This window comes from Rhizobium leguminosarum bv. viciae USDA 2370 (assembly GCF_002008365.1).
Lineage (GTDB): Bacteria > Pseudomonadota > Alphaproteobacteria > Rhizobiales > Rhizobiaceae > Rhizobium > Rhizobium leguminosarum.
The window spans coordinates 348,191-373,276 of record NZ_MRDL01000051.1 but is presented as its reverse complement, the minus strand read 5'-3'; the positions used below and the strand labels follow the sequence as shown (position 1 = coordinate 373,276).

Here is a 25,086-nt window from a genome sequence, read left to right as displayed (position 1 = left end):
TGGATCATCACAGGTCTGCGACGACGAAATTCACCAGTCGCCCCGGGACCAGAACTTCCTTGACCACCATTCTGCCGTCGAGCAAGGCCATGACAGCGGGTTCCGATCGCGCCGCCGCCAGCAGCGCCTCGCCGAGGTCGGCTGCAGCTTCGAAGCGGTGGCGAACCTTGCCGTTGATCTGCACCACATATTTGCGGGTTTCCATATCGATCATCGCAGGGTCGAAGGTCGGCCAGGAAACCCATGTCAGTGTTTCCCGGTGACCAAGCTTGCTCCATAACTCCTCCGCGATGTGAGGCGCAAAGGGTGCCAGTAGCAACACGAATGTCTCCACCACTTCGCGCGGACGCGCGGCTTCTACCGTCAGTGCATTGGCCAGTTCCATCAGCCGGGAAACCGCGGTGTTGAACCGCATTGCGTCGATATCCGCCGTCACGGTCTTCACCGTCTGGTGGCGCAAGCACAGAAGCTGCGGGCTCGGGGCCGCCTCCTGCACCGCTGAGGAGAGTCCGTCGCTCTCGTCGCAAACAATACGCCAGGCGCGCTCTAGAAACCGGCGCACACCGATCACGCCAGCGGTCTGCCAGGGTTTTGCCGCATCCAGAGGCCCCATGAACATTTCGTACAACCGCAAGGCGTCGGCCCCGAACTGATCGACGACATCGTCGGGATTGACGACGTTCAACCGCGACTTCGACATCTTCTCGACGGCGCGCTGCACTTCGACCGGCCCAGCGAACCATCTGCCCTGCTCTTCGACGACGGAAGACGGCGCGTAATACCGGCCCGCCGCATCGCGGTAGGAATGAGCAAGGATCATGCCCTGGTTGAACAGACGCTGGAACGGCTCTTCCGTCGAAACGACCCTGATATCGTAGAGAACCTTGTGCCAGAAGCGGGCATAGAGCAGATGCAGGACCGCATGCTCGGCACCGCCGACGTAGAGATCAACCGGCATCCAATAGCGCTCGGCCTCGCGCCCGACGGGCTCGCGGGCGTTGCCGGGATCGAGGAATCTGAGAAAATACCAGCAGGAGCCCGCCCATTGCGGCATCGTGTTAGTCTCCCGCCGTGCCGGAATCTCGGTGGCCGGCACGATCGTTTCGACCCAGGCATGCGCACGGGCAAGCGGCGGTTCGCCGTCCGGCGTCGGGGCGTAGTCGTCCAGCTCAGGCGGCAGCAGCGGCAGGCATTCCTCGGGCAGCGGCATCACCGAGCCATCCGCCAGATGCAGCACCGGTATCGGCTCGCCCCAGTAGCGCTGGCGGGAAAACAGCCAATCGCGTAGGCGATAGGTGACTTTAGGCCAGCCTGCGCCACTCGCCTGCAGCCAAGCAATCATGGCTTTCCTGGCCTCCGGCGCGGCCAGACCATTCAGGAAGTCGGAATTAACCATCCTCCCCTCGCCCTCAAAGGCCGCCTTTTCGATGTCGTCCGCACTGTCGATCACGCGAATGATCGGCAGGCCGTGCGCGCAGGCAAAGGTGTAGTCCCGCGCGTCATGGGCCGGCACCGCCATCAAGGCGCCGGTGCCGTAGCCCGCCAGGACGTAATCGGCCACCCAGATCGGTAGCCGGGCGCCGGTTGCGGGATTGACGGCATAGGCGCCGGTGAAGACGCCGGTCTTCTCGCGTCCAGCATCGGTACGCGTCGTTTCCTCCAATGCCTCGGCCTCGGCAATATAGGCGGCAACCGCCTCTCTTGCTTCGGGCGTGACGGTGGTGGCGACAGCGGGATGCTCCGGTGGGAGCACGATATAGCTTGCTCCGAATAGGGTTTCGGGGCGCGTCGTGAAGACGGTAATGCCCTCCGTGCCATGCTCGAGCGAAAAACGGATTTCGGCCCCTTCAGAACGCCCGATCCAGTTGCGCTGCATGGTTTTCAGGCTTTCGGGCCAATCGAGGCCATCCAGTCCCTCCAGCAGTCGGTCAGCATAAGCCGTGATGCGCAGCATCCACTGGCGCATCCTGCGGCGGATGACGGGATCGCCGGTCTCGACGTAACACCCGTCCTTGACCTCCTCGTCGGCGAGCACGGCGTTCTGTGCCGGGCACCAGTTGACTGCGACCTCGGCTTGATAGGCGAGGCCCTTCTCGAACAGCTTCAGGAATATCCACTGTGTCCAGCGCAAGTAGGCAGGATCGGTGGTGGCGAACTCGCGGCTCCAGTCATAGGAGAAACCCAACCTTTGCACCTGTCCGCGAAACGTCTCGATATTGCGCTTCGTCGTGACATCGGGATGCACACCGGTCCGCATGGCGTGGCGCTCCGCCGGCAGGCCGAAACTGTCCCATCCCATCGGATGCAGGACGTTGAAGCCGCGCATGCGTTTGTAGCGGCACATTATATCAGTGGCAGTGTAGCCAAGGGGATGGCCAACATGCAGGCCCGCGCCCGAAGGATACGGAAACATGTCGAGCGCGTAGAATTTCGGCCTGGCGGGATCGATTTCCGCGCGAAAAATATGGTGATCGGCCCAATAGGCCTGCCACTTCGGTTCGATCGTCCTGGGATCATAAGGCATGCATCACTCCTGGCGCCGACCGGCTCTGGCGGCGGCGTGTCCTGAAAAGTGGAGGCGTTCTTTGGTTCAGGAGCAGCTACGGCTGCCGGTGCTCCGGTGACGTCCGGCAGCCGCAGCTAAGTCGAAACGCGTGCGGAGTTGCGACGCAGAACGTCCGCGCGACGCTCCGGACGAAAAAAGCGCGATGTGGCTTTGGAAACGATCTGGTGTCCATGGACGGTGACTCAAGGCAAATAAGGAGAAAGCAAACGACGTGTTAACCCGGCTCCGATCAGGAGGCCGTGGTGGTAAGTCGTGCGTCGCGTGCGCGAACGTCTGCTGCTTGAGTTGCCATAACCATCAACCAAGAGTGCCCGATATGATCGCTTCTGCCAAGAGTGCATTCGCGCGAAAATCAGGATCTGTTCAAATCCCGCGGCGCGCTCTTTACCAGTTGATCGAGCACCGCCGCGACCTTCGGGTTGCGCACCTCGCCGCGCCGGCTAATCGCATGGATGCCGCGGTAGGCGGCTGGCGCCAGCGGCTTGACGGTCAGGCCTTCGCGAAAATCTCGAAGCGCCAGTCCGGGCATCACCGAAATCGAGCATCCGGCTTCGACAAGCGCGAACACGACTTCGAAACTGTCGCTGAAGCCATTGATGACGGGCTCGAAACCAATGTCGCGGCAAGCCTTGCGGATGGTCATGGAATAGGCGCTGGAGGCGACGTCGAGCGCCCAATGTTCATCCCTCAGCTGGGCAAGTTCGATGACGGGCTCGCTCTCCAACCTGTGGCCAGCGGGCAGCAGCACGAAGAGCTGGTCGCGGCAGAGGAACAACGTGTCGGCCGTGCCCTCCAGCGTATGCGGATCGAAGGATATGTCGTCGGCAACGACGATGTCGGCCTGCCAGGCCCGGAGCGCGGCCACGCCTTCGGCAGGTCCCATCGTCGTCATGACGATGTTGAGATGCGGATGGTGGATCGCGAGCTCGCGCATCGCGGCCGGGATGAAGGAGGACGCCGCGGAGGGTTGGGCGGCGATCCTCAAGTCGCCGGCGACGATGTTCTGCAGCTCGGCAATATCGGTTTTGGCTTCCTCGACGACGGCGAATATCCGGTCGGCATGCAGGACGAGCCTCTGGCCGGCCGGTGTCAGCATCACCCCTCGCCCGCGCCGCTCGACGAGCGGGATTCCCACTTCGTCCTCCAGTTGGGCGATCTGCTGAGAAACGGCCGATGAGGAAATACCCAGTGCGTCGGCGACCGCCGCCATCGTCTCGCGGCGCGAAAGCTCGCGAAGTGTGCGCAATCGGAAGAAATCCGGCCTGTTTCCCCGGCCGATCATTTGGCCATAATTTCTAACCTATATACTTACTTTAATTAAGTGGACCTGAAGAAAGCTGCACCTTAGCCTTGGATTCGCAAGCGGGCATCGGTTCGAAAAAAGCCAAGATTGCCGGCCATCTCATGAGACGAACCAGGGGGATATCGACAGGATGCAGCAAAGCGGCGTGCCCTATTTCAGCCAATGGGAAACACCCGGCATGACGTTGCCGGTGCTTGCCGAGGGACAACAGGCCCTGCTCGGCGACCCGCTCTGGCATCAATCGGGGGCCGCAACGATCGAGGAATATGCGCGCTGGGCAGTCAATGTCTGCGGCATGGCCTGCCTGAAGATGATTCTTGCCGCACGCGGCGAGATCCATCCGACACTCGAGCTTGCCCGCGCCTGCACCGCCTATGGCGGTTATGTCGTCAACGAAATCGATGCCTCGATCAAAGGGCTGATCTACGCGCCCTTCGTCCGCTTCGCCACCGACCGTTTCGCACTTAGCGCGGAGACGATGACCGGCGTCGAGACATCAGCCATTCCCGAGCTTCTGTCGAAGCGCCGGTTCTTCATCGCCTCGGTGAACTCGGGCATCCGCTGGCCGGAGCGCGAGCCGCCGTCGAAGGGCGGGCATCTGGTGCTGGTGACGGCGGCCTCGCAGGGGGCAATCCGATTCCACAACCCGTCCGGCCACGACGCGGCGAGCCAGGCCGATGTGACGCTGCCGCTTGCCGTCTTCGACCGCTTCTTCGCCAATCGCGGCATATCGGTCGACGCCTGACCTTTTCAACACCAGATCGTTTCGGAGGCTTTCATGACCCCTTCCCCACACAGGCTGCGCATTGCCGTGCTCTTCGGCGGACGCTCGGCCGAGCATGAGGTTTCCGTGCTCTCGGCAACCAATGTCATGGGCGCGCTCAAGCCCGAAAAATACGATGCCGTCCCCATCTTCATCACCCGCGCGGGACAATGGCTGCTGAGCAGTTTCGAAGACGGCATATTGGCGACACCTTCATCAGGCACGGGAATCTGCCTCGTGCCGGGCGGACGGGGCCGGATGCTGGCGATCCCGGCCCACGGCGCGCCGCATGAACTGGCAAGGATCGACATCCTGTTTCCCGTGTTGCACGGACCCCACGGCGAAGACGGCTCGGTGCAGGGGGTAGCGGAGGTGGCCCGCGTTCCGCTCGCCGGCTGCGGCATTCTCGGCTCCGCCGCAGCACTCGATAAGGACATCGCCAAGCGCCTGCTGAGGGCGGCGGGCCTGCCGGTAGCGCGTGCGGTGACGATCCATCAGGGTGCTGCCCCTTCGCTGGCAGCCCTCGAAGGTGAACTCGGCCTGCCGCTCTTCATCAAGCCGGCGCGGCAGGGATCGTCGGTCGGTGTCGCCAAGGTCCATGCCAGCCAGGAATTCGCGCCCGCCCTTACTGAGGCGTTCCGCCACGATCGCACGCTGCTCGCCGAAGAATTCGTGCGCGGCCGCGAGATCGAATTCAGCGTGCTGGAGGATGCGGCAGGAGAACTCTTCGTCTCCCGGCCGGGCGAGATCGTGCCGGCGGAAAGCCACGGCTTCTATAGTTACGATGCCAAATATATCGACGAGAAAGGTGCGGCGCTGAAAGTGCCGGCCGAACTGCCTGAGGAAGTCGAGGCTGCCATGCACGACGCGGCCGCAAGAGCCTTCCGGGCCGTCGGTTGCGACGGCATGGCCCGCATCGACTTCTTCCTGACTGATGACATGCAGTTCCTGGTCAATGAAATCAACACCATCCCCGGCTTCACCAATATCAGCATGTATTCCAAAGCGATGGCGGCAAGCGGCGTCGGATACGCCGAAATCATCGACAGGCTCGTCGACCACGGCCTGGCGCGCGCCGGACGCGTCGCCTAGGCGGGAGCTCGAACATGAACAGGTCGGTCTTGATGTCGGGATGTTCCGGCGGCGGGAAATCGACGCTGCTTCAGGAGCTTGTTGCCCGCGGTCATGCCGTCGTCGAAGAGCCCGGCCGGCGCATCGTCAAGCAAGAACTTGAAGGCGACGGCGCAGCCCTGTCCTGGGTCGACATGGTGGCCTTTGCGCGCCGCGCGATCGAGATGGCGATCGCCGACCATGCAGCGGCGTGTGAGCAGACCGGCTGGATGTTTTTCGATCGCGGGCTGGTCGATGCGGCGGCAGCGCTTCAGCACCTCACCGGAGAACCTATCCTGGAAAAATTGAGCGTAGCCCACCGCTGTCACCAGACGGTTTTTCTGACCCCGCCATGGCCCGAAATCTACACGACCGATCCCGAGCGGCGCCATGGCTTCGACGAGGCTGTCGACGAATATGGTTGGCCGCGATCTATCCGACGCTCGGCTACGACATCATCATACTGCCGAAAATCGCGGTCGCAGACCGGGCGGATTTCATCCTCGACTGCCTCTCTCGGGAAACGAGGCAGCAGTAGACGCGATCATCAGGGTCGTGCCTCTCGGCCGCCCTCTCCGAGGGCTCAGCGCCTGCGAAAGACGCACCACTGGAACGACTGCCGGCCACCAGCGGGTGTCGTGTGCTCCTCGCGCCAGTCGCGCTGAAGCGCGAAGGTGGACGAGAATTCACTCGCAAGCGCTACCGCGTCGTAGCGCTGGACCGGCAGGCCGCTGCACCGTTCCGGCCCGTCCGGCGCGAAGGTGGCGATGATCACGGCGCTGTCCGGCGCCGTGCCGGTTTCGAGCGCATGCCGATAGGCCAGCCGCTGCTCGGGCTCGGTGAGGAAGTGAAAGACGGCGCGGTCGTGCCACACATCGTAATGCCGGTCGGGTTGCCATGAAGTGACGTCAGCAACCACCCAGGCGATCCGGCCGGCTTCATCCCGTAGCCGCGCCTTGGCGACCTCGAGCGCCGGCGCGGCGATGTCGACGACGGTGAGGTCGGACCACCCGCGCTCAATAAGACGGTCGACAAGGTTCGATGCGCCGCCGCCCACATCGATCAGCGAGGCCGTGACCGGCAGTTGCAGCTCGTCAAGCGCTCGCAAGGAAGGCCCGGGCGTCGGCTGATACCAACTGACGCTGTCGGCAGCTTTCGTGCGGTAGACCTCGTCCCAGTGTTCCCGCTTCGCGCCTGTCATCCGATATCCCCATCTCTTGCGGAGCCCGACATCCTAACAGATCAACATGTAGGGACTGAGACGTCCGCAACCAATGCAGTTCCCAAGACCACTTCCGCATTTCAGGAAGGGAGGTGCCGGTAAACGAGATCGGCGGGATCGGTTCGGGGTGCTGCGGGATCGAGACGCGCTCCCAGCCGTTCCGCAACCGCAACGGATGCGGCATTGCCGGGAGCGATATAGCTGACAAGCGATGGCAGCTTGAGTGTCGCAAAGGCCCAGTCGCGCAGCGCCAAGGCCGCTTCGGTAGCATAGCCCTTGCGCTCATATTCCGCATAGACGAACCAGCCGAGCTCCTTCTCTGGAAAGAGCGGCCCGTGATTGATCCCTACCTGACCGACGCATTCGCCAGTTTCGCTGAGCTCCATCGTCAGCGCTCCGTGGCCGAAAAGCTGCCAGAGAGCGACGTCGTGACAGAACATCCCCCACGCCGCGCGCAGATCGAACGGGCCGCCCATTCCGAGCGATCGCGGCGACGCCATCAACTGCGCATAGGCGGCGAAATCGTCGATATCTGGCATGCGGAGCCTGAGACGCTCGGTTCGGATGGTCATCGCGCCCGTTTCGGACATGTCGCCGCCTTCTCTGTCAGCTTGGTTTTGAAGTTTCGGCCGTTGAACGGAATATCCTAGCTTTCAAATGCCGGGGCGAATTGCAACGTCCCGCTTGGCCGGGATCCGCGAAAAACAATCCGCTGCACGAGCCGCGTATCGAGGTCGAGATACTTCAGTTGCCCGTCGCTGCTGAAACCGACACGGCTATAGATGTCGGGATTGCCGATCAACGCGCATCCGCTGGCACCCATCTCGTTCAGCAGTTCGAGACCTCTTGCAATCATCGCCTTACCGATGCCTTGCCGTTGTCTCTCCGGCTTGACCGATATCGGCCCCAGCCCGAACCAGCCATCATGCGCGCCGTCGATCGTCACCGGGGAAAACGCGACATGCCCCAGGATCTCGCCGTGCTGCTCTGCGACCAGCGATATTGTCAGATCACCGTTTTCACGAAGTCTTCGAACAATCTCCGCTTCCGTCCCGTCGCTGTAAGACATCGGCTTGAAGGCGGTCGAGGTCAGATCATGGATCGCGTCGAAATCCTCCGGCGTTTCGTCTCGGATAAGCATCACGGTCAATTCCTCGGGCGCGTTGTCGCGTATAAATAACGTCTTATCCTATTGAAACGAAGTGTCGTAGACCCACGCGAATCTCGCGCGAATCGGTTGCCCCTCTTCCGCAGAGGATTTTCCGAGGCTATAGACGGAGAGGCGTGGGCACCGTCCTGCTGATCGAAACATCGAAGCGTGAAATTTCTGCCGGCACCGTCCGAAGGGTGTGAGCGTCTTCGCAACCAGAGGTTCTGCGATGAATAATATCGCCGATCACGGTGTTCGTTTCGGACGAATTGCCGCCATGCTGCCAGTCAAGGACATGACCAAAGCCTACGATTTTTATGCCAATGTCCTCGGCTTCCAGAAAATATTCGAGAACGGAAATCCTGTCGGCTTCATGATCCTGAAGCGTGATCGTGGGGAGCTGCATCTCACCTTGCAGCCGAGCCACAAGGCTGCGGACTTCAATGTTGCGCACCTGATGGTGGACGATGTCGATGCCCTGCACACGGTTTGCCGGCAATACGGGTTAAGAATCATCAAAAGCCTTCAGCACAAGAACTACGGATTGCGGGCATTCGTGTTTGAAGATCCCGACGGGAACCGCATCGACGTCGGTCAACCGATCTAGCCCGATCGCCGCAATTGGATGCCTTGCAGACTATCCGATCGGGCCTGCGCAGGGAGCGCCACCCCAGCGGATCGTAGATGGAGAATTTGAGGGCACAATGACGAAAAAGCCCGGCGCGACGGCCGGGCTTTTCCTCGATCTCTTCTCAGCGACCTCAGAAGGTTGACGCACCGCTGCCCCAGGGGCCGTGGTGAAAATCCTTGCCGTCCAGGCGGTCGAAACCGTGGGCGCCGAAGAAGTCGCGCTGCGCCTGGATGAGGTTTGCCGTTCCCCTGCCCTGGCGATAGGCGTCGAAATAGGTCAGCGCCGAGGTCAGCGCCGGAATCGGCAAGCCGGCGGCAATCGCGGCACCGACGACGCGGCGTAGCGCCGGGATCGATTCCTTGACCATGTCGGAGAAGGCAGGCGTGACGATCAGGTTGGCAGCATCCGGCGCCTTGGTGAAGGCCGAGGTGATCTCGTCGAGGAACTGCGAGCGGATGATGCAGCCGGCGCGCCAAATCCTGGCAATCGTCGGCATCGGCAGCGACCAGTTGAACTCGCGCGATGCTTCCGCCATCACCGCAAAGCCCTGCGCATAGGCGCCGATCTTGGCGGCAAACAGCGCCAGTTCCAGATCCTTGTTGAGTTCGGGGCCGTAAGCGATCGGGAAGGACACAGCCTGCGTGCCGAAGATCTTTTCAGCGGCTTCGCGCTGCGACTTCATCGAAGAGAGGCTGCGGGCGGCGACGGCGGCTTCGATCGCCGTTGCCGGAATGCCCATATTCTGCGCCTCGATCGCCGACCACTTGCCGGTGCCCTTCTGGCCTGCCTTGTCGAGGATCATGTCGACCATCGGCCCGCCGGAGACCGGATCAGTGGCCGCAAGCACCTTCTCGGAGATTTCAATCAGGTAGGAGTTCAGCCGGCCCTTGTTCCATTCGCCGAAGATGCCGGAGATTTCGGAGGCGCTCTTGCCGAGGCCGTCGCGCAGGATGCCGTAGATTTCGGCGATCATCTGCATGTCGGCATATTCGATGCCGTTATGGATGGTCTTGACGAAATGGCCGGCGCCGTCATTGCCGAGCCAGGCGACGCAGGGCTCGTCATTGTAGCGGGCGGCAATCGATGTCAGCACCTTCTCGACGCGCTTCCAGGACTCTTCTGTGCCGCCGACCATGATCGACGGGCCGTGGCGCGCACCTTCTTCGCCGCCGGAAACACCCATGCCGATGAAGGTCAGATCGGTATTCTTCAGCCGGTCGAAGCGGGCGACGGTGTCGCGGAAATTGGCGTTGCCGGCATCGATCATGATGTCGCCCTTGGAGAGATGCGGGCGCAGCAGCTCCATCTGCTGGTCGACAGGCTCGCCCGCCTTGATCATGATGATGATCGGACGCGGCGGCCGGATCGCATCGACGAACTCTTCGATCGTCTTGCAGGGAATAATCTGCTTCTTCAGATCGCCGGCGCTTTCGTAGAATTCGTCGGTTTTCTCCGGCGTGCGGTTGAACACCGCGATTTTATTGCCTTTCTCCGCGATGTTGAGCGCCAGGTTGGAGCCCATGACCGCAAGACCGATCAGTCCGATTTCTGCCTTTTCCACGACAAACCTCCGATGTGTCATTTGGACCGGTGTTGTGGCACTGTCTCGGTCAAACGGCAAGTCTCGCAAGGGTCTAATCGGTTCGCAAAAGCCAATGAAATGAAGCTTGCAATATCGCCGCTTGTCCGACAACCCGCCGGCTGGCGCCTACTCCGGAAGCCCTAGTTTTTTCGTGCGCCCCGCCCGCAATGCCCTATCTGTTATCATCAGTGCCTCGGGAGATATCGCATTGGCATCGGGAAGACGAAAAGATACGGCTCTCCTGGCGGCCCGCGCCGGCTGCTACCGCGAGTCTATGCCGCCGCCGGCGCTGCGACGCCATTTCAGCCGCCTCTGGTCGCATGCGCTTCATGACGGACCGCCGGCAATGGTGGCGATCGTGCCTGACGGCTATTGCGATCTCCTCTGGATCGACGGCCGGCTGGTTGTCGCCGGTCCCGACAGGACAGCGTCCTTTCCCGTCATCCGGCCGGGCGCGACAGTCATCGGCGCACGTTTTGCGCCCGGCGCCGCAGCACCCTGGCTGAAGACGCCGCTTTCGGCTCTGGTCGGCTGCTCGGTGCCCCTCGCTGACATCGGCCGGAAGGACACCGCCGAATTCGAAGCGCGGCTTGCGGATTGTCCCGACCCCTCGGCCGCCAGGGCGCTGTTTAGCCGCCTGCTCGAAGAGACCGCGCGCGATGAGGAGGAGCCCGCCCGCGATGCCGCCATGATCTTCGCCGCCGCCGACAGCTCTCGCCCGGCGTCCAGCCTGCTCGAGCACCTCGGCATGAGTGAGAGGCAGCTGCGCCGCCGCTGCCACCACCATTTCGGCTACGGCGCAAAGACGCTGGAACGGATTCGCCGGTTCCAGCGTTTCCTCGACCTCTGCCACAGGTCGGGCGCGATGCCGCTTGCCCGCCTTGCGCTCGAAGCGGGCTTTGCCGACCAGCCCCACATGACACGCGAGGTCGGCGAGCTCTCGACGCTGACACCTGCCGTCATTCTCGACCAGCTCAGTATACGGCAAAGAGCCGATTGACCGTTTTGTTCAAGACGCTGCTGGCCGGTCTGTTATTCTGACCAAACCAAATGCCAGGGACCTGCAAGCCATGTCGACAATGCCCGCGAAAATCATCCACCTGTCGATAGAGCGCGACTGGCGCGACGTCTATGACTTCGCCGGCAAGCCGGAGAACATGCCGCTCTGGGCCTCCGGCCTTGCGACCGGCTTAGAGCCTCACGGCGCCGACTGGATCGCCCACGGCACTCTCGGCAGCGTCAAGGTGAGCTTCGTTCCTGCCAATGAATTCGGCGTGATCGACCATACGGTGACCATCGAATCCGGCCTGAGGGTTTATAATGCCCTGCGCATCGTGCCGAACGGCGATGGTTGCGAGGTCATGTTCACGCTGCTGCGTCTGCCCGGCATGACCGACACACAGTTTTCCGCCGATGCCGCCCATGTCGAGAAGGATCTCGCCATGCTGAAAGCCCTGATGGAGAGATAGATGGCCGAGAAGACAGAAAACCACGACCGCCGCATCGACTATGTCGAATTCAACGTCGCCGACATCGCCGCCGCCAAAGCCTTTTACGGCTCGGCCTTCGGCTGGCGCTTCACCGATTACGGCCCCAATTATTGCGAATTCGACGATGGCCGGCTGAAGGGCGGCTTTACCGATTTCGGACCCGTGCGGCCGGGCGGCGGCCCGCTGGTCGTCGTCTATGCCAGCGATCTGGAAGAAGTGCTGACCTCAGTCGAAAGAGCCGGCGGCACGATCTGCCGGCCGATCACCGATTTTCCCGGCGGCCGTCGCTTCCACTTCCTTGACCGCGATGGTTACGAGCTCGCCGTCTGGGCGGCGGCTTAGCCAGACTACCCAAGGCAGCCGAGTTGGTCAGGCTGCCTAAGGCTGCCGACCGGGATCAGGCAGCCTGCGACAGCCGATCGAGATCTTCCATGACGAGCAGGGCGCCAATCACCGTACCGCCCGCATCGCGCAGCGGCGACATGCGACAGCGCACCTGCCGCGATTTGCCGCTGCCGGCCGAGCGCTCATAGGAATAGTCGATCTGTTCGCCGGCAAAACAGGCATCGAGCTTATGCTTGGCGCATTCGGCAAACCGCTCCTCGCCGATGAATTCGGAAAGGTGGCGGCCGATGAGCTCCATCGGCTTCCTGTTGAGATGGGCGCTGTTGGCTGGATTGGAATAGAGGTAGCGATAGTCCCTTGTCAGCACCGCCACGCGATCCGGCAGGCTTTCAAGGATTACCGCGTTGAGGAACTGGCCATTGTCGGTATCAGGCACATAAGCCGGCGGCGGCTCGATGCGCACATCCTGCGGCGAAGGCACGCGCCAGTCCGGCCCATGCGCCCCGAAATAGCGGTCGAGCAGGTAGGAAAGCACCGACGTGTGCTCCGTGACGCTGGCGCTGTCGTCGGCATCCTGGTTGATCAGATGGCTCACAAACTGCAGTTGCATGTAAACTTCGAGCAGATTGACTGCCCGGTAGGCGAGGATTGCCTCGACCAGCGGCTCGACATGGCGGTCGAGCGCCGTGACGCGCTGGTCGTCGCCCAGGCGTATGGCTTCCTCAATTTGCACGCAACGCAAGGAAAAAGCTCGAAAAAGCTCCAGCAAGACGCCTCCACTCCCATTTTCCCAAGAGACGAGTCCGAAACCTCATATGGCTGCATTTCCCAAAAATGCGCCTTCCGGTAGACATTATTCGCGTCTTGGTGGTGACGGGTAACATGAAGTGCCCTCAGTTTCAATCCGAGAGCACCTGCCGCTTTTCACCGCTGATAAATGAGGGTGGACGTTTTTGGAGCATGATGCCGAAAGTGTGAGCGGTTTTCACGCGACATCGTGCTCTAATTATTTAATCATCCTGCTCTAAGGCGCGAGCGTCTGCTTGATTTGCCAGCGGTCGTGATACCAGAGCCACTGTTCCGGATATTCCCGCACCCAGCTTTCCACCTTGTCGTTGAGCAGCTGGGCGGCCGCCGGCAGGTCGAGATTGCCATTGGCGTCGCGCGGCATGTCTAGCCGTGGCTCGATTTCCAGCCGGTAGCGATTTCCCGGCAGACGGATGCAACGCGCCGGATAGACTTCGCAGTTGAACTGGCGCACCAGCTTTGGCAGCAGCGGATTGGTCTTCACGTCGCGGCCAAAGAAGGTGCCCTTCAGCCCCTTGCGGAATTTCTGATCGACCAGCACGCCGACGCCCTGACCTGCTTCCAGCTGACGGGCGAGCGCGAAGGAGGAGCCGGCATGCGAGGGCACCAGCTTGCCCATGCGCGCGCTCCGGAAGTCGAACACTTTCTTGGCGACATAAGGATTATTCGGCGGCCGAAAGAGCACGGTTACCGTGAGCCCGAAGGCGGCACCCGCCACCGGCAGCAGCTCAAAATTGGCGGTATGGCCGGTAAAGACGATGAAGGGGCGCGGATTGTCGCGCAGGTCGAGGAAGATAGGGATGCCCGACACCTCCACCCTGCCCGGCTCCGACTTTTCGGGATCATAGTCGAACAGCTGGTCGAGGAAGACGTATTCCGCAGCAAGCCGGCCCATATTGCCCCAACTGGCGAGCGCGATCTCCTCGATCTCGGCCTCGCTCTTCTCAGGAAAGGCGTTGCGCAGATTGGTCAGCATCAGTCTGTGGCGGCTGGTCAGCCGGCCGAGGCGGCGCATCATCCTGTCGGCGAAGCGGATCGCGCCATCGGCCGGAAACAGCTTCAGGAAATTCAGAAAGCCGAACATCATCTGCGCCACCAGCCATTGCTGGAAATTCCTGAGCGCCAGAACGATCCGGGTGATGAACAGCTTCACGCGGTCAATCCATCTTCAGGATGATCTTGCCGAAGATCTGGCGCGATTCCATCCGCTCCAGTGCCCGATCGATATCGCCGAAACTGACCTCGGTATCGATGACCGGATGGACGAGCCCGCGGCCCATCTTCTGCATCGCATCCGCCATGTTCTCCATGCGGCAGCCGAACGAGCCGAAGAGCTTCAGCTGCTGCTGGAACAGCATCATCAGGTTCATCTCTGTGGAAACACCCGAGGTCGAGCCGCAGGTGACGAGCCGCCCGCCCCGCTTCATGCAGAGCATCGAGCCTGCCCAGGTGTCCTTGCCGACATGTTCGAAGACGACGTCAACGCCCTTCTTCTTGGTGAGTTTGCGCACCACGCCCTCGAAACGGTCGGTGCGGTAGTTGATGACGTGATCGGCGCCGAGCGCCTTGGCCTTCTCGATCTTGTCGTCCGAGCCGACCGTGGTGATGACGGTGCAGCCGATCTTCTTGGCAAGCTGGATTGCCGCCGTGCCGATGCCGGAGCCGCCGGCATGGACGAGGATCGTCTCGCCCGGCTCAAGCTTGGCATTGTCGAACAGCATGTGCTCGACCGTGCCGAAAGTGACCGGAGCAAGCGCCGCGCCGATCGCGTCGACGCCGGGAGGAGCCGGCACCAGCAGGCGCGCCGGCAGGTTGACCTTCTCCTGCGCAAAGCCGTCGAGATGGAAGCCGTGCACGCCCGAGACATGTTCGCAGAGATTATCGCGGCCTTCGCGGCAGGGGCGGCAGAGGCCGCAGGTGCGCGCGCCGTAGATGGAGACGAGCTGGCCCGGCAGCACGTTGGCGACGCCCGGGCCGATCGATTGCACCACGCCGGAGGCTTCCGCACCGATGACCAGCGGCATCTTGCGCTTGGCGAATGCCATGCCGCGCCAGCCCCAGACGTCGATATGGTTGAGCGCCACCGCCTTGACGCGCAGCGTCACCTCGCCAGCGGCTGGAGCATCCGGTTCCGGCAGATCGGTGATCTCAAGCTTGCGGTCGTCGATCAGTTGCAAAGCGCGCATGGCAAAATCCCTCGCCTGAAGGCGTCATCTCGTCTCGAAAATTTGTCGGGAACCGCTTAAGCCGGTTCGAGCGCCATGACAAGGCTGGCATTCTGCCCGCCGAAGCCGAAGGAGTTGGAAAGCACGGCTGAAACCTGTGCTTCCCGCTTCTTGTTCGGCACGACATCGAGAACGATCGACGGATCGGGGTTGTTGTAGTTGATGGTCGGCGGCAGCGTTCCGGTCAACATCGTCTGCAGCGAGAACACCGCCTCGACGGCGCCCGCCGCCGTCAGCGTATGGCCGATCATTGACTTGTTCGACGAAACCGGAATCCCGACCAGCCGCTCGCCGAACACAGCCGACATCGCGCCATACTCCATCTTGTCATTCTCCGGCGTCGAGGTGCCGTGCGCATTGATGTAGCCGATGCCGCTCTCGTCGATGCCGGCATCGGCAAGGGCTGCACGGATCGTCGCGATTGCCGGGCCGCCATCGGGCGACGACCGGGTGCGGTGGAAGCTGTCGGCCTTGTCGCCGGCGCCTTTCATGATGCCGAGCACCTTGGCGCCGCGGGCGACAGCTGATTCCAGCGATTCCAGCACCAGGGTCGCCGCACCCTCGGCGATGACGAAGCCGTCACGATCCTTGCTGAATGGCTTGGAAGCCTTGGTCGGCGGATCGTTCTGCGTCGAAAGGGCTGACAGCAACGAGAATCGGATCAGTGCTTCGGCACTCAGCGATCCGTCGGTCGCGACCGTCAGCGCGCGATCCGTGCGGCCTTGGCGGATTGCCTCGATGCCAAGCTGGATCGCCGTGACGCCGGAGGCACAGGCTGTCGACAGCGTCACGGGAAGGCCGCGGGTGCCGAACCGGTCGGCAAGGCGCTCGGAAATCGCGCCGAACAGAGCCGCCTCATGGAAGGCTGGGTCCGGACGCTGGCGCAGCGCCGTCAGGAAACGCTCATAGGCATCACCCGGATGGTCGGAGGCCGGCGAACGGTCGGCAAGCTCGAAGCGCGCGCTCCATTCCGGCTCGATCGGCGGGGCGGCGAGGAATAGCGGACCGTTGAAATCACCGGAAAGGCCGGCATCGGCCAGCGCCTCGATCGTCGTCTCGCGCGCAAAGGCATAGGAGCGCTCGACGGCGTTCGGCACCGGAATGCCGATGAAATCGACGGTGCCGGCGATCCGCGTCGACAGGCCCTCGGTCGGGAAGCGGTTGATCTCGTGGATGCCCGACGTGCCTGACGAAAGCGCTGCCCAGTTGTCGCTGAGGCCCTGGCCGAGCGAGGTGATGATGCCCATGCCGGTAACCGCCACGATCGGACGGCCGAGGTGATCTCTATAAGCGGAAGCTGTCATATCTCTCACTCCTCACGCATCTGCGGAAAGAACGGCAACGCCCTCGCCGCGCTGGTGTCCGACCGTGGTCACGACGGCGGCGGTGGCCCCTGCCCGCATCGGCGCCTCATGGGCGGCATCGAAGGGCGGAACCTTGGCCTTGCCGTCGACGGCAAGGGCGGCGAGCGCAAGACCCAGCGTAAACTGCGTCTCAATCGTATGGCCGGTGACGCCGCCGAAGCCGCGGATCGCAAAGTCCGGCAATTGATGTTCGAGCACCGCCCGCTCACGGGCGGCAAGATCGTGCATGCCGGTCGATCCGGAAAAGATCGCCGTGCTTTCGGCCGCAAGCCCGGCAGCCGGTGCCAAAAGCCGCTCCAGCCGGACTTCGAGATTGCCGGAATTGCGGTTGCCACGGTCACCCTCGACCGCGTCGATGACCGCATAGATATGGGCGCCGCGGGCTTCGGCGTGTTTGCGCGATTCGAGCACCAGGAAGGCGCCTGCCGAACCGGTGATCATGCCGCCGCCGTCGCTCGGCTTGCGCGACCAGAGCGGCACCCAGTCGCCGCGCGCATGGGCGCCGATCGCTTCGGTGAGCAGGATCATATCCGGCCGTTCGGCCGCGAAGGCGCCTCCAACAAGCGCATGCGAGGATTCGCCTGATTTGATGCGGTAGAAGGCGGTCTCGACGGCGGATATGCCGGCCGCTTCCTCGCCCATGAAGGTGCGCGACGAGCCGGTGACCTTGTGCACGATCGAGATATTCCCGGCGAGCAGATTGGAAAGCTGGGCGAGGAACAGCGTTGGCCTCAGCTCGGTCGTCAGCTTCTCGTTGAGCAACAGCTCGCGGTCATTGCGCTTCAGCGCTTCGTCGACGATTAGTGTGTCGACATTGATGTCGCGCTCGCCGCCGCCGGCCGCCACGATCATGTCCATCGTGCCGCAGGCTTCGATATCATCCTTGAAACCGGCATCATCGAGCGCAAGGCCGGCGGCGAAGACGCCGATGCGCTGCCAGTTCTCCATCTGGCGCTGATCACCGCGCTTGGCGATCTGCTGCGACCAGTCGATCTCCGGCAGCGGGTGCACCGGATAGGGCTTGAACTTCTCGGTCTCGACGATCGCCTTCGGCGTGCTGGTGGCCGAAAGCAGCGCGATATGCGCATCCTTGCCGACGCCCTGACAGGTGACGATGCCGATGCCCGAGATGACGACGTCGTTTGCAGCCTTGCTCATCCAATCACTCCCTGCGCCGCGATCGCTTCGAGAAGCCCTATCTCGCCGGCACGTTTCTTCACGATATCGCCGAGCGGCACCTCGGAAAACGGCATGGTGCGGAGTTTCAGCTGCGCATCGCAGACCTTCTTGCCGCCGCTGGTGATTTTAGCCTTGGTGACCGCGAAACCCGAACCGTCATGCTCGAGCACTGCCTCGATGTCGAGCACGGCTTCCGGTTCGACGAAAGTGCGCATCTTGGCGCCGTCAACTGTCATCAGGAAGGGCATGGCGGCGAAATTGGTGACGGCAAGCACCAGCATGCCGGAGGCCTGCGCCATGGTCTCGATCAGGAGCACGCCGGGAACGAGGGGCATGCCGGGAAAATGACCCTCGAAGACAGGGCTCTTCGCCGGCACGACGGATCGCGCCTTAAGCGTGCCCTTCTTCAGGTCCACCGCTTCCACGCGGTCGATCATCTGGAAATATTCCAGCAGCATTCGGATCCTCCGGCCCGACAGGCCAGATCCGCCCGCCGGTGACGCCTACTTAGGAACAAAATCGCCCAGCCGCCATATTCAGGGCGGCAGGGCGTTCAAAAAAGACTGTTATATCGCTCAGGCCTTGGCTGCTTTGAGCTCGTCGATCTTGGCGCAGAGGTTCTTCAGCACGAAGTATTCTTCGGTGGAAACCTTGCCTTCGTTGACTTCCTGCGTCCACTTTTCGAGCGGGATCTTGATGCCGAATTCCTTGTCGATCGCGAAGACGATGTCGAGGAAATCGAGGCTGTCGATACCGAGGTCGTCGATCGTATGGCTCTCCGGCGTGATCGTCGCGCGGTCGATCTCGCTGGTTTCTGCAATAATGTCGGCAACTTTATCGAATGTAGCGGTCACGCGCTGTACCTCATGAAATGACGATTTAAACCCCCTCATAGGCAAATCCATTTCAAAAGCCAATGCTTTCGTCCCGGCGTCGCGGCAATTTGCCGGCTGGGTGTTGCCTAAACAGCAATGGAATGCCGGCCTTTGCCCTCACCCAAGGCGCGAGGCGATGCCGCTGCAGAGAACCCGTCTCGCCAGCGAGGGCGAAGAAGCCGTCCGAATCAACCCGCGGACGGCCTCATCTCGACGCCGCACTTTCAATAACAGCCAGGGCACGCAAACTTTGATCTGGATCAAATCGCGATCCCGGCGAAATTGATAATCATCAAGCCGCGCTGGAAGAAATCGGGATAGCCGAACCCGCAATCGCGGCGTAATCGTCTAGGGCATGCCCGGCATGCGCAGCTACGCCCGGCACATGCGGATTTCGAAGGGATCAGGATATGGACGTCGCACATAGTGGGGTTCTCGAGGTTGGCATCCCCGTCGCCTGCCGTTCCTGCCAGGCGCGGCACGGCGTCGTCTGCGGCGTACTGTCGAGCGGTCAGTTGAAGGACCTCGGCCGCCACTCCCTGCGCCGCAAGGTCGATGCAGGCTGCGAGATCATCGCACAAGGGTCGGAAAGCTCTTTCTATTCGAACATCATGAGCGGGGTGGTGAAGCTCTGCAAGGTGATGCCGGACGGGCGCCAGCAGATCGTCGGCCTGCAATTCGCTCCCGATTTCGTCGGCAGGCCCTTCGTGCGCGAAAGCACGCTGTCGGCCGAGGCTGCGACCGATGCCGAAATCTGCGTCTTCCCCCGCAGCCTGCTCGACCGCATGATATCGGAGACGCCGGAACTGCAGCGCAGCCTGCACGATCAGGCGCTGAAGGAGCTGGATGCCGCGCGTGAATGGATGCTGACGCTCGGCCGGCGCACCGCCGAGGAGAAGGTCGCAAGCCTGCTCCACCTCATCGCCACCCATGCCGAACCGCAAACGGCCACAAGCACCGCCTTCGACCTGCCGCTATCCCGCGCCGAGATCGCCGATTTCCTCGGTCTGACGATCGAAACCGTCAGCCGCCAGATGACCAGGTTGCGCAAGAGCGGCGTCATTCGCATCGAGAACTTCCGGCATATCATCGTCCCCGACATGGATGAGCTGGAGAGGATGATCAGCGCGTAAACTGGGGTCAACTGCCGATTTCGGGAGCGGCGCTGATCTGGGATTAGCGCGTAAAAGGAATCAGCTGTCGCATTCGGGTTCAGGCGCTGATCTGGGATTAACGTGTGATCACGACGCGGGTATTGGCAAGGCCGGCTTGCCGCGCCAGCGAGAAGAACTGGGCGGCATTGTTGGGATGCAGGCGAACGCAGCCATGCGAGGCCGGCCGACCCAGGCGTTTTAGGTCGAAGGTGGCGTGAACGGCGTAACCGCCGTTGAAGAAGACGGCAAAGGGCATCGGCGCGTTGTCGTATTTTCTGGAGCGGTGATCGCGCGATAGCCACTTGGCGCTCCACGAACCGGTCGGCGTGACATAGCCGTTGCGCGCGGTCGAAACCTTCCAGCGATACTTGACGAAGCCGTTCTCGGAAACGGTCATCATCTGCTTACCGATGCTGATATTGGCGACCAGCGTTGCTGCCCGAGCGGCAATGGGAGAAAACTGCAGCAATAAACTTGCGGCCGCAGCCGCCAAAATCGTCTTCATCATAGCCCTCTTCGAACTCGCGCAGCTTAATTGCGCCCTCACGAAAGAGAGACTACGGCAATACTTGTTATATTGCTTTAATCCGAATGGTAATCACAATTTTAACGAGCCAAAGCGGGAGCTAGCGCTGGAAGATAGTGGCACCTGTTCACTGGAGCTTGCGTGCCGCCGAAGGCTTCTTGAGCCCTTGGTAGGCCTTGTTCATCTTCTCGCGGATCGAGGCCATCGTGCCGAGATTATGCCCGCAGGCCGCACAGGTGATGATGTCGGTCTCCCGGATCTCGGGCCGCTCGAACTTCATCTTGGTGCTCTTGCACTTCGGGCACGGTAATTCAACCTGAACTGTCATCGCTCTGCTTCCGGTCTGATGAGATATGAGGCGGTCGGAATAAACGTTTGAGCTTGAGCTGTCCACTGGGGCATGCACGGCACAACCCTACAGAAAACACAAAAACAGCCCGAACGTAACACCGGCGAGCACCATGCAGCTGGCGTAGAACACCGATACGCCGTCCTCGATGTCGCCTGAGGTCGCCACGTCGCGGCCGGCGTCGTTGATCATCGGTTCACGCACGATGACGCCGCCATAGATGCGCGGCCCGGCGAGCTGGACGTTCAGCGCACCCGCCATGGCCGCCTCCGGCCGACCGGAATTCGGCGAGCGGTGCAGGGCCCCGTCCCGCATGGCCACGCGGATCGCTTCACGGCCGGCGCTTGTTCCCCGCCGGATCCAGGCGCCGGCGGCAATCAGCAGGATGGAGAGGCGGGCGGCCGGCCAGTTGGCGACATCGTCGAGCCGGGCGGCCGCCCAGCCGAAGTCGATGTATTTTTCAGACTTATGGCCGATCATCGAATCCGCCGTGTTCAGCATCTTGTAGGCGAAGAGCCCCGGCAGCCCGAAGATGGCATACCAGAGCGCCGGCGCCACGACGCCGTCGGAGAAATTCTCGGCAAGGCTTTCGATCGCCGCGCGGCAGACGGCCGGCTCGTCCAGCGTCTCGGGATCGCGTCCGACGATGCGGGAAACGGCGGCTCGCCCGCCGGCAAGCCCTTCGTGGCGTAAGGCGACAGCGACGGCCGCGACGTGATCGGCAAGGCTTTTTTGCGCCAGGAAGATCGCCACCAGCCCGGTCTCCAGCAAGATGCCGACAAGGCCGAACAGCGCGAAGAACCGGTTGAACACGAAGCCTGCGGCCACCGCCAAAAGAAGCAGCGCCAGGATGGCGGCAATACCGTTCATTCGGCGTTGCGAGCCCGTGAGGCTTGCCGGGTTGAGCTGCCGCTCGGCATAGGAGATCGCCGCGCCGAACATGACAACGGGATGCGGCATCCGCGACCACAGCCATTGCGGATCGCCGGCAATCCGGTCGAGCAGCAGCGCCAGAAGCAGTACGAGAAGGTTTTCGTCGATCGTCATCGCTCAAATCTCTGAAGGGCTTCGCCAAGCCGCCTGTCTGCCGCCGGATCGGGCGGCAGCCCGAAACGCAGCCACTCCGGCGCATAGTCGAACTTGCGGACGAGAATATGATGGCGGCAGAGATGTGTGTAAATGTCGCCGGCTCTCGAATCGGCGACAAGGGTGAAGAGCGCCGTGCCTCCTGAAAGCTGCAACCCGGCGCCCGTCAGCACCCCATGCAGGCCGGCGCAGCGTTCATTGATGCGGCCGCGAATCGGAGAAACGTCCGAGCGCAGCAGCGAATCTGCAATCGAAAGAGCCGGGCCGGAGACCGCCCAGGGGCCGAGCCAGTCGTCGAAACGCGCGAGAATATCGCTGCGCGCAATCGCAAAACCGAGCCGCAGGCCGGCAAGCCCGAAGAACTTGCCGAAAGAACGAAAGATCACCAGATTGGAAAGCTGCGGCGCGCGGGATGCAAGGCTGAGCGCCGGATCGGTATCGCCAAAGGCTTCGTCGACGACGAGAAGTCCGTCCGCTGCCTTCATCCTGTCGTGCAGGGCAATCAGCGTTTCGGCCGGCCATATCAACCCATCAGGATTGTTCGGATTGACGACGACAGCCAGCCGATGTCCGGCTCCGATCGCGGCAATATCGTCGACCGCATCGACGGCAAAACCGGCCGAGGCGAAGGCGCGCGCATACTCGCCATAGGTCGGCGATATCACGGCGATCCGCTCGTCCGTCACGGCAACCCTGTTGTCCGTCACGGCAACCCTGTTGTCCGTCACCGCGACACTGTTGTCCGTGCCGCCAACCAGCCTATCCGCCTCGACGAGGCGCGGCAGAAGCTGGATCACCGATTGTGTGCCTGGCACCGGCAGCGGCAAGATCTCGCCGCTGCGGTAATGATCTCGCGCCGCACGCCTTGCCTCATCGATGAGATGCCGGTCCGGCAGGCGATGCCAGGCCCTTGCCGGAATGTCAGGCAGGGCGACGGGGCACGGATTGATGCCCGTGGAAAGATCGAGCCAATCTTCCGGTCTACCGCCGAAGGTAGCGGCAGCGGCGGTGATGCCGCCGCCGTGGACGATCGGTGCGCTCATGCAGCAGCTCCGGCAAGATCGATCAGATGCATGTAGGAGCCTGCCACCTGGTCGCGCCTGAGACCGGCGGCGCCCAGATCGGTTCCGAGCGCATCCTGCACCTGAAAAAGCCGTTTGCCCTCGCCCTCGGAAACGACGCTGGAATAGTGGAATTCATGGGCCGTCATCATCCGAGCAAAGAAGGCGCCGTCGAGGGGCACAACACGGCGATAGCCGAGATGGCGCTTTCGCTCGGCATAGGTGGTGACGACGGGCAGCAGGCCGAGCATTTCATGGCGATGCCCCTTTGCATCGATCAAGCCCTCGCCAAGCACCATGTAGCCGCCGCATTCGCCATAGATCCGGATGTCGCGCGCTGCCGCATCGAGCATGCCGGCGCGGAAATTCTGCGCCTCTGCCAGCCGCCCGGCATGCAGCTCGGGATAACCACCGGGCAGATAGATCGCATCGGCATCACCAGCCGGCGCCTCGTCGGCAAGCGGCGAGAAGAAGGAAATCGCAGCACCCCGGCGGCGCCAGCCGAGCAGCATATGCTCGTAGGAAAAGGCAAAGGCGACATCGCGCGCCACGGCGATGCGGGCACCCAGTGGCGGCAACCGGTCGATATTGGCGGCCGACGGCCGGTTGAGCCCCTGCCTGGCGATGCGCAGCAGGAATTCGAAATTACATTCCTCGGAGACGGCATCCGCCGCATGGTCGATGAAATTGTCGAGGGTTGCGTGTTCGCCGGCCTGGACGAGGCCGAGATGGCGCTCCGGCAGGGAAAGCGCCTTGTCGCTGCCGATGACGGCGATGACAGGCATACGGATAGCTTCGAGCGCCTGCCGCAGCATCGCCTCGTGCCGGTCGCTGCCGACCTTGTTGAGGATGACACCAGCAACCCGCACATCGGCACGGAAACCGGCAAAACCAGTAACCAGCGCCGCCACCGACTGCGACATGCGCGAGGCATCGACGACCAACACCACGGAAAGCCCAAGCTGGGCCGCCAGATCGGCCGCCGTCCCCCTTCCGTCAGCCGCCCCGTCGAAAAGCCCCATCATCGCCTCGATGACGAGGATGCGGTCGCCGGAACGGTGAAGGGCCGCATTGGCCGAGATCAGCTCCGGGCGCATCGCCCAGGGATCGAAATTCAGACAGAGCGTGCCGCTCGCTGCCGCATGGAAGGCGGGATCGATATAGTCAGGGCCGGCCTTGCCGGGCGCGACCGCGATGCCGCGCCGGCGGAGCGCTCGGAGCAGCCCGAGCGTCACCGTCGTCTTGCCGGCGCCGGAGGAAGGGGCTGCGATCAGGAGGCCGCTCATGCCCGCACCTTGCCGGACCGGCGGAATGGATCGGGTTGCAGGCGCCGCCCCGCCAGCGCACCAAGCCAGTCGAGCGAAGCTCGGAGCCGGACCACCTCACCGACGACGACCACCGCCGGCGGCTCCAGCCCGGAGACAGCGACGGCCTCGGTCGCCTCCCCGAGCGTCGTTTCCAGCACCTGTTGCCGGCCAGTGGCCGCATTGCAGACGAAGGCGACGGGTTCCGACGCCAGCCGTCCCGCGGCGATCAGCCGGGCGCTGATCTCGGCGATATGCTTCATCGCCATGTACATAACGATGACGGGCGAGCCCTGGCCTATCGCCTCCCAGTTGATCCTGTCGGGCACGATGCCGGACGAATCATGGCCGGTGAGGAAGGTCACGGCATGGTTGATGTCGCGATGCGTCACCGGGATGCCGGCATAGGCGAGCCCGCCGATACCGGCGGTGATGCCGGGCACGATGCGGAAGGGGATGTTGTGCTCGACGAGCGTCAGCGCCTCTTCGCCGCCGCGACCGAAGACGAAGGGATCGCCGCCCTTCAGCCGCAGCACTCGCTTGCCGGCGCGCGCAAGCTCCACCAGCCGCAGCGAGATGTCGCGCTGCTTCGCCGAAGGCTTGCCGCCGCGTTTACCGGCATATTCCACAAGCGTTTCCGGCCGCGCCAGCGCCAGGCATTCCTCGTTGACCAAAGCGTCGTGCACGATGACGTCGGCCTCGGAAAGCCCCTTGGCGGCGAGCAGCGTCAAAAGCCCGGGATCGCCGGGACCGGCGCCGACGAGCCAGACGCTGCCCGGCTCAAGCGCCGGAAGATTGGAGAATGCGGCATCGATCATCCTGCTGATCTAGGCCCCGCAAAGGGCAAGGTCAACGCCGCGCCCATCGCCTCACTTGAAGTTGCTGAGATGATCATGAATCACTTTGTGAAGCGTCGGATTCAAATCCTCGGAGAACCCGCACAACGCAATGAATATATTACAATATATCCCGAAGGCCGGCCGCGATGCTGCCG

The 25,086-nt window shown here is 62.5% G+C and carries 26 protein-coding genes and 1 pseudogene; 8 read left to right on the top strand and 19 right to left on the bottom strand.

Annotated features, from left to right (window positions below; genetic code table 11):
• Window positions 1-7: 7 nt before the first annotated feature.
• The gene (leuS, locus tag BS629_RS28575; RefSeq protein ID WP_018516512.1) at window positions 8-2,524 is read right to left on the bottom strand and encodes a leucine--tRNA ligase; all 2,517 of its coding nucleotides are present in this window, start codon (window positions 2,522-2,524) and stop codon (window positions 8-10) included.
• A 394-nt stretch (window positions 2,525-2,918) separates the two neighbouring features.
• Window positions 2,919-3,848 carry a LysR family transcriptional regulator gene (locus BS629_RS28570; RefSeq protein WP_018242368.1) on the bottom strand — a complete coding sequence of 310 codons (930 nt, stop codon included), beginning with the start codon at window positions 3,846-3,848 and terminating at the stop codon, window positions 2,919-2,921.
• A gap of 151 nt (window positions 3,849-3,999) precedes the next feature.
• Here BS629_RS28570 and BS629_RS28565 point away from each other — a divergent pair, with 151 nt between their 5' ends.
• The 3 genes and pseudogenes from BS629_RS28565 to BS629_RS28555 all read left to right on the top strand — a co-directional run bounded on the left by BS629_RS28565 (window position 4,000) and on the right by BS629_RS28555 (window position 6,280).
• The gene (locus BS629_RS28565; protein ID WP_018242369.1) at window positions 4,000-4,614 is read left to right on the top strand and encodes a C39 family peptidase; all 615 of its coding nucleotides are present in this window, start codon (window positions 4,000-4,002) and stop codon (window positions 4,612-4,614) included.
• Between the two features lie 33 nt (window positions 4,615-4,647).
• Entirely contained in the window at window positions 4,648-5,724 is a 1,077-nt protein-coding gene (locus tag BS629_RS28560; RefSeq protein WP_018242370.1) for a D-alanine--D-alanine ligase family protein, read from the top strand.
• A gap of 14 nt (window positions 5,725-5,738) precedes the next feature.
• A pseudogene (locus BS629_RS28555) lies at window positions 5,739-6,280 on the top strand (AAA family ATPase).
• Between the two features lie 45 nt (window positions 6,281-6,325).
• On the opposite strand, the gene BS629_RS28550 reads toward BS629_RS28555, so the two are convergent.
• From BS629_RS28550 to BS629_RS28540, 3 genes are all read right to left on the bottom strand, one after another.
• Window positions 6,326-6,943, bottom strand: coding sequence for a class I SAM-dependent methyltransferase (locus BS629_RS28550; RefSeq protein WP_018242371.1), 618 nt, complete (start codon window positions 6,941-6,943; stop codon window positions 6,326-6,328).
• 101 nt (window positions 6,944-7,044) lie between these two features.
• On the bottom strand, window positions 7,045-7,554 hold the full coding sequence (locus BS629_RS28545; RefSeq protein ID WP_018242372.1) for a GNAT family N-acetyltransferase: 510 nt from the start codon (window positions 7,552-7,554) through the stop codon (window positions 7,045-7,047).
• A gap of 56 nt (window positions 7,555-7,610) precedes the next feature.
• A complete protein-coding gene (locus BS629_RS28540) occupies window positions 7,611-8,105 on the bottom strand; it encodes a GNAT family N-acetyltransferase (RefSeq protein WP_018242373.1) in 495 nt (164 codons plus the stop codon).
• Window positions 8,106-8,343: 238 nt separating this feature from the next.
• Here BS629_RS28540 and BS629_RS28535 point away from each other — a divergent pair, with 238 nt between their 5' ends.
• A complete protein-coding gene (locus BS629_RS28535) occupies window positions 8,344-8,721 on the top strand; it encodes a VOC family protein (RefSeq protein WP_018242374.1) in 378 nt (125 codons plus the stop codon).
• 154 nt (window positions 8,722-8,875) lie between these two features.
• Here BS629_RS28535 and gndA read toward each other — a convergent pair whose 3' ends face one another.
• Entirely contained in the window at window positions 8,876-10,327 is a 1,452-nt protein-coding gene (gene gndA, locus BS629_RS28530) for an NADP-dependent phosphogluconate dehydrogenase (RefSeq protein WP_018242375.1), read from the bottom strand.
• A 208-nt stretch (window positions 10,328-10,535) separates the two neighbouring features.
• Here gndA and BS629_RS28525 point away from each other — a divergent pair, with 208 nt between their 5' ends.
• The 3 genes from BS629_RS28525 (at window position 10,536) to BS629_RS28515 (ending at window position 12,159) form a co-directional block, all read left to right on the top strand.
• A complete protein-coding gene (locus BS629_RS28525) occupies window positions 10,536-11,327 on the top strand; it encodes a helix-turn-helix domain-containing protein (RefSeq protein ID WP_018242376.1) in 792 nt (263 codons plus the stop codon).
• 70 nt (window positions 11,328-11,397) lie between these two features.
• The gene (locus tag BS629_RS28520; protein ID WP_018242377.1) at window positions 11,398-11,796 is read left to right on the top strand and encodes a polyketide cyclase; all 399 of its coding nucleotides are present in this window, start codon (window positions 11,398-11,400) and stop codon (window positions 11,794-11,796) included.
• The gene (locus tag BS629_RS28515; protein WP_018242378.1) at window positions 11,797-12,159 is read left to right on the top strand and encodes a VOC family protein; all 363 of its coding nucleotides are present in this window, start codon (window positions 11,797-11,799) and stop codon (window positions 12,157-12,159) included.
• 55 nt (window positions 12,160-12,214) lie between these two features.
• Here BS629_RS28515 and BS629_RS28510 read toward each other — a convergent pair whose 3' ends face one another.
• From BS629_RS28510 to BS629_RS28480, 7 genes are all read right to left on the bottom strand, one after another.
• Window positions 12,215-12,931 (bottom strand): PAS domain-containing protein, encoded by a 717-nt coding sequence (locus BS629_RS28510; protein WP_018242379.1) that lies wholly within the window; start codon window positions 12,929-12,931, stop codon window positions 12,215-12,217.
• A gap of 255 nt (window positions 12,932-13,186) precedes the next feature.
• Window positions 13,187-14,122 (bottom strand): lipid A biosynthesis lauroyl acyltransferase, encoded by a 936-nt coding sequence (locus tag BS629_RS28505; RefSeq protein ID WP_018242380.1) that lies wholly within the window; start codon window positions 14,120-14,122, stop codon window positions 13,187-13,189.
• 4 nt (window positions 14,123-14,126) lie between these two features.
• Complete coding sequence (locus BS629_RS28500; protein ID WP_077988698.1) at window positions 14,127-15,155, bottom strand: zinc-binding dehydrogenase; 1,029 nt, start codon at window positions 15,153-15,155, stop codon at window positions 14,127-14,129.
• A 56-nt stretch (window positions 15,156-15,211) separates the two neighbouring features.
• Window positions 15,212-16,498 carry a beta-ketoacyl-ACP synthase gene (locus tag BS629_RS28495; protein WP_018242382.1) on the bottom strand — a complete coding sequence of 429 codons (1,287 nt, stop codon included), beginning with the start codon at window positions 16,496-16,498 and terminating at the stop codon, window positions 15,212-15,214.
• Window positions 16,499-16,510: 12 nt separating this feature from the next.
• Window positions 16,511-17,716 carry a beta-ketoacyl-ACP synthase gene (locus tag BS629_RS28490; protein ID WP_018242383.1) on the bottom strand — a complete coding sequence of 402 codons (1,206 nt, stop codon included), beginning with the start codon at window positions 17,714-17,716 and terminating at the stop codon, window positions 16,511-16,513.
• Window positions 17,713-18,195 carry a 3-hydroxyacyl-ACP dehydratase FabZ family protein gene (locus BS629_RS28485; protein WP_003540474.1) on the bottom strand — a complete coding sequence of 161 codons (483 nt, stop codon included), beginning with the start codon at window positions 18,193-18,195 and terminating at the stop codon, window positions 17,713-17,715. The genes BS629_RS28490 and BS629_RS28485 overlap by 4 nt, the downstream gene beginning before the upstream one ends.
• Before the next feature lie 117 nt (window positions 18,196-18,312).
• On the bottom strand, window positions 18,313-18,591 hold the full coding sequence (locus BS629_RS28480) for an acyl carrier protein (RefSeq protein WP_003540486.1): 279 nt from the start codon (window positions 18,589-18,591) through the stop codon (window positions 18,313-18,315).
• A gap of 431 nt (window positions 18,592-19,022) precedes the next feature.
• On the opposite strand from BS629_RS28480, the gene BS629_RS28475 reads away from it, so the two are divergent.
• Entirely contained in the window at window positions 19,023-19,745 is a 723-nt protein-coding gene (locus BS629_RS28475; RefSeq protein ID WP_018242384.1) for a Crp/Fnr family transcriptional regulator, read from the top strand.
• A gap of 97 nt (window positions 19,746-19,842) precedes the next feature.
• Here the strand turns inward: BS629_RS28475 and BS629_RS28470 are convergent, their stop codons facing one another.
• The 6 genes from BS629_RS28470 to cobA all read right to left on the bottom strand — a co-directional run bounded on the left by BS629_RS28470 (window position 19,843) and on the right by cobA (window position 24,910).
• Complete coding sequence (locus BS629_RS28470) at window positions 19,843-20,274, bottom strand: L,D-transpeptidase (RefSeq protein ID WP_184328241.1); 432 nt, start codon at window positions 20,272-20,274, stop codon at window positions 19,843-19,845.
• A 145-nt stretch (window positions 20,275-20,419) separates the two neighbouring features.
• Window positions 20,420-20,620, bottom strand: a complete 201-nt coding sequence (locus tag BS629_RS28465; RefSeq protein WP_018074603.1) for an ECs_2282 family putative zinc-binding protein — start codon at window positions 20,618-20,620, stop codon at window positions 20,420-20,422.
• An 87-nt stretch (window positions 20,621-20,707) separates the two neighbouring features.
• A complete protein-coding gene (cbiB, locus tag BS629_RS28460) occupies window positions 20,708-21,688 on the bottom strand; it encodes an adenosylcobinamide-phosphate synthase CbiB (protein ID WP_018242386.1) in 981 nt (326 codons plus the stop codon).
• Entirely contained in the window at window positions 21,685-22,770 is a 1,086-nt protein-coding gene (locus BS629_RS28455) for a threonine-phosphate decarboxylase (RefSeq protein WP_077988697.1), read from the bottom strand. Before BS629_RS28455 ends, cbiB begins: the two co-directional genes overlap by 4 nt.
• Window positions 22,767-24,074: a cobyrinic acid a,c-diamide synthase CobB gene (locus tag BS629_RS28450; RefSeq protein ID WP_018242388.1), complete on the bottom strand. Its 1,308-nt coding sequence runs from the start codon at window positions 24,072-24,074 to the stop codon at window positions 22,767-22,769. The genes BS629_RS28455 and BS629_RS28450 overlap by 4 nt, the downstream gene beginning before the upstream one ends.
• A complete protein-coding gene (gene cobA, locus BS629_RS28445) occupies window positions 24,071-24,910 on the bottom strand; it encodes a uroporphyrinogen-III C-methyltransferase (RefSeq protein ID WP_018242389.1) in 840 nt (279 codons plus the stop codon). The genes BS629_RS28450 and cobA overlap by 4 nt, the downstream gene beginning before the upstream one ends.
• Between the last annotated feature and the right edge of the window lie 176 nt (window positions 24,911-25,086).

What these genes read in the sequence shown, in the direction of transcription:
- leuS (WP_018516512.1), bottom strand. Translation starts at nt 2,524, where the DNA reads ATGCCTTATGATCCCAGGACGATCGAACCGAAGTGGCAGGCCTATTGG.
- BS629_RS28570 (WP_018242368.1), bottom strand. Translation starts at nt 3,848, where the DNA reads ATGATCGGCCGGGGAAACAGGCCGGATTTCTTCCGATTGCGCACACTT.
- BS629_RS28565 (WP_018242369.1), top strand. Translation starts at nt 4,000, where the DNA reads ATGCAGCAAAGCGGCGTGCCCTATTTCAGCCAATGGGAAACACCCGGC.
- BS629_RS28560 (WP_018242370.1), top strand. Translation starts at nt 4,648, where the DNA reads ATGACCCCTTCCCCACACAGGCTGCGCATTGCCGTGCTCTTCGGCGGA.
- BS629_RS28550 (WP_018242371.1), bottom strand. Translation starts at nt 6,943, where the DNA reads ATGACAGGCGCGAAGCGGGAACACTGGGACGAGGTCTACCGCACGAAA.
- BS629_RS28545 (WP_018242372.1), bottom strand. Translation starts at nt 7,554, where the DNA reads ATGTCCGAAACGGGCGCGATGACCATCCGAACCGAGCGTCTCAGGCTC.
- BS629_RS28540 (WP_018242373.1), bottom strand. Translation starts at nt 8,105, where the DNA reads ATGCTTATCCGAGACGAAACGCCGGAGGATTTCGACGCGATCCATGAT.
- BS629_RS28535 (WP_018242374.1), top strand. Translation starts at nt 8,344, where the DNA reads ATGAATAATATCGCCGATCACGGTGTTCGTTTCGGACGAATTGCCGCC.
- gndA (WP_018242375.1), bottom strand. Translation starts at nt 10,327, where the DNA reads ATGACACATCGGAGGTTTGTCGTGGAAAAGGCAGAAATCGGACTGATC.
- BS629_RS28520 (WP_018242377.1), top strand. Translation starts at nt 11,398, where the DNA reads ATGTCGACAATGCCCGCGAAAATCATCCACCTGTCGATAGAGCGCGAC.
- BS629_RS28515 (WP_018242378.1), top strand. Translation starts at nt 11,797, where the DNA reads ATGGCCGAGAAGACAGAAAACCACGACCGCCGCATCGACTATGTCGAA.
- BS629_RS28500 (WP_077988698.1), bottom strand. Translation starts at nt 15,155, where the DNA reads ATGCGCGCTTTGCAACTGATCGACGACCGCAAGCTTGAGATCACCGAT.
- BS629_RS28495 (WP_018242382.1), bottom strand. Translation starts at nt 16,498, where the DNA reads ATGACAGCTTCCGCTTATAGAGATCACCTCGGCCGTCCGATCGTGGCG.
- BS629_RS28490 (WP_018242383.1), bottom strand. Translation starts at nt 17,716, where the DNA reads ATGAGCAAGGCTGCAAACGACGTCGTCATCTCGGGCATCGGCATCGTC.
- BS629_RS28485 (WP_003540474.1), bottom strand. Translation starts at nt 18,195, where the DNA reads ATGCTGCTGGAATATTTCCAGATGATCGACCGCGTGGAAGCGGTGGAC.
- BS629_RS28475 (WP_018242384.1), top strand. Translation starts at nt 19,023, where the DNA reads ATGGACGTCGCACATAGTGGGGTTCTCGAGGTTGGCATCCCCGTCGCC.
- BS629_RS28470 (WP_184328241.1), bottom strand. Translation starts at nt 20,274, where the DNA reads ATGATGAAGACGATTTTGGCGGCTGCGGCCGCAAGTTTATTGCTGCAG.
- BS629_RS28465 (WP_018074603.1), bottom strand. Translation starts at nt 20,620, where the DNA reads ATGACAGTTCAGGTTGAATTACCGTGCCCGAAGTGCAAGAGCACCAAG.
- cbiB (WP_018242386.1), bottom strand. Translation starts at nt 21,688, where the DNA reads ATGACGATCGACGAAAACCTTCTCGTACTGCTTCTGGCGCTGCTGCTC.
- BS629_RS28455 (WP_077988697.1), bottom strand. Translation starts at nt 22,770, where the DNA reads ATGAGCGCACCGATCGTCCACGGCGGCGGCATCACCGCCGCTGCCGCT.
- BS629_RS28450 (WP_018242388.1), bottom strand. Translation starts at nt 24,074, where the DNA reads ATGAGCGGCCTCCTGATCGCAGCCCCTTCCTCCGGCGCCGGCAAGACG.
- cobA (WP_018242389.1), bottom strand. Translation starts at nt 24,910, where the DNA reads ATGATCGATGCCGCATTCTCCAATCTTCCGGCGCTTGAGCCGGGCAGC.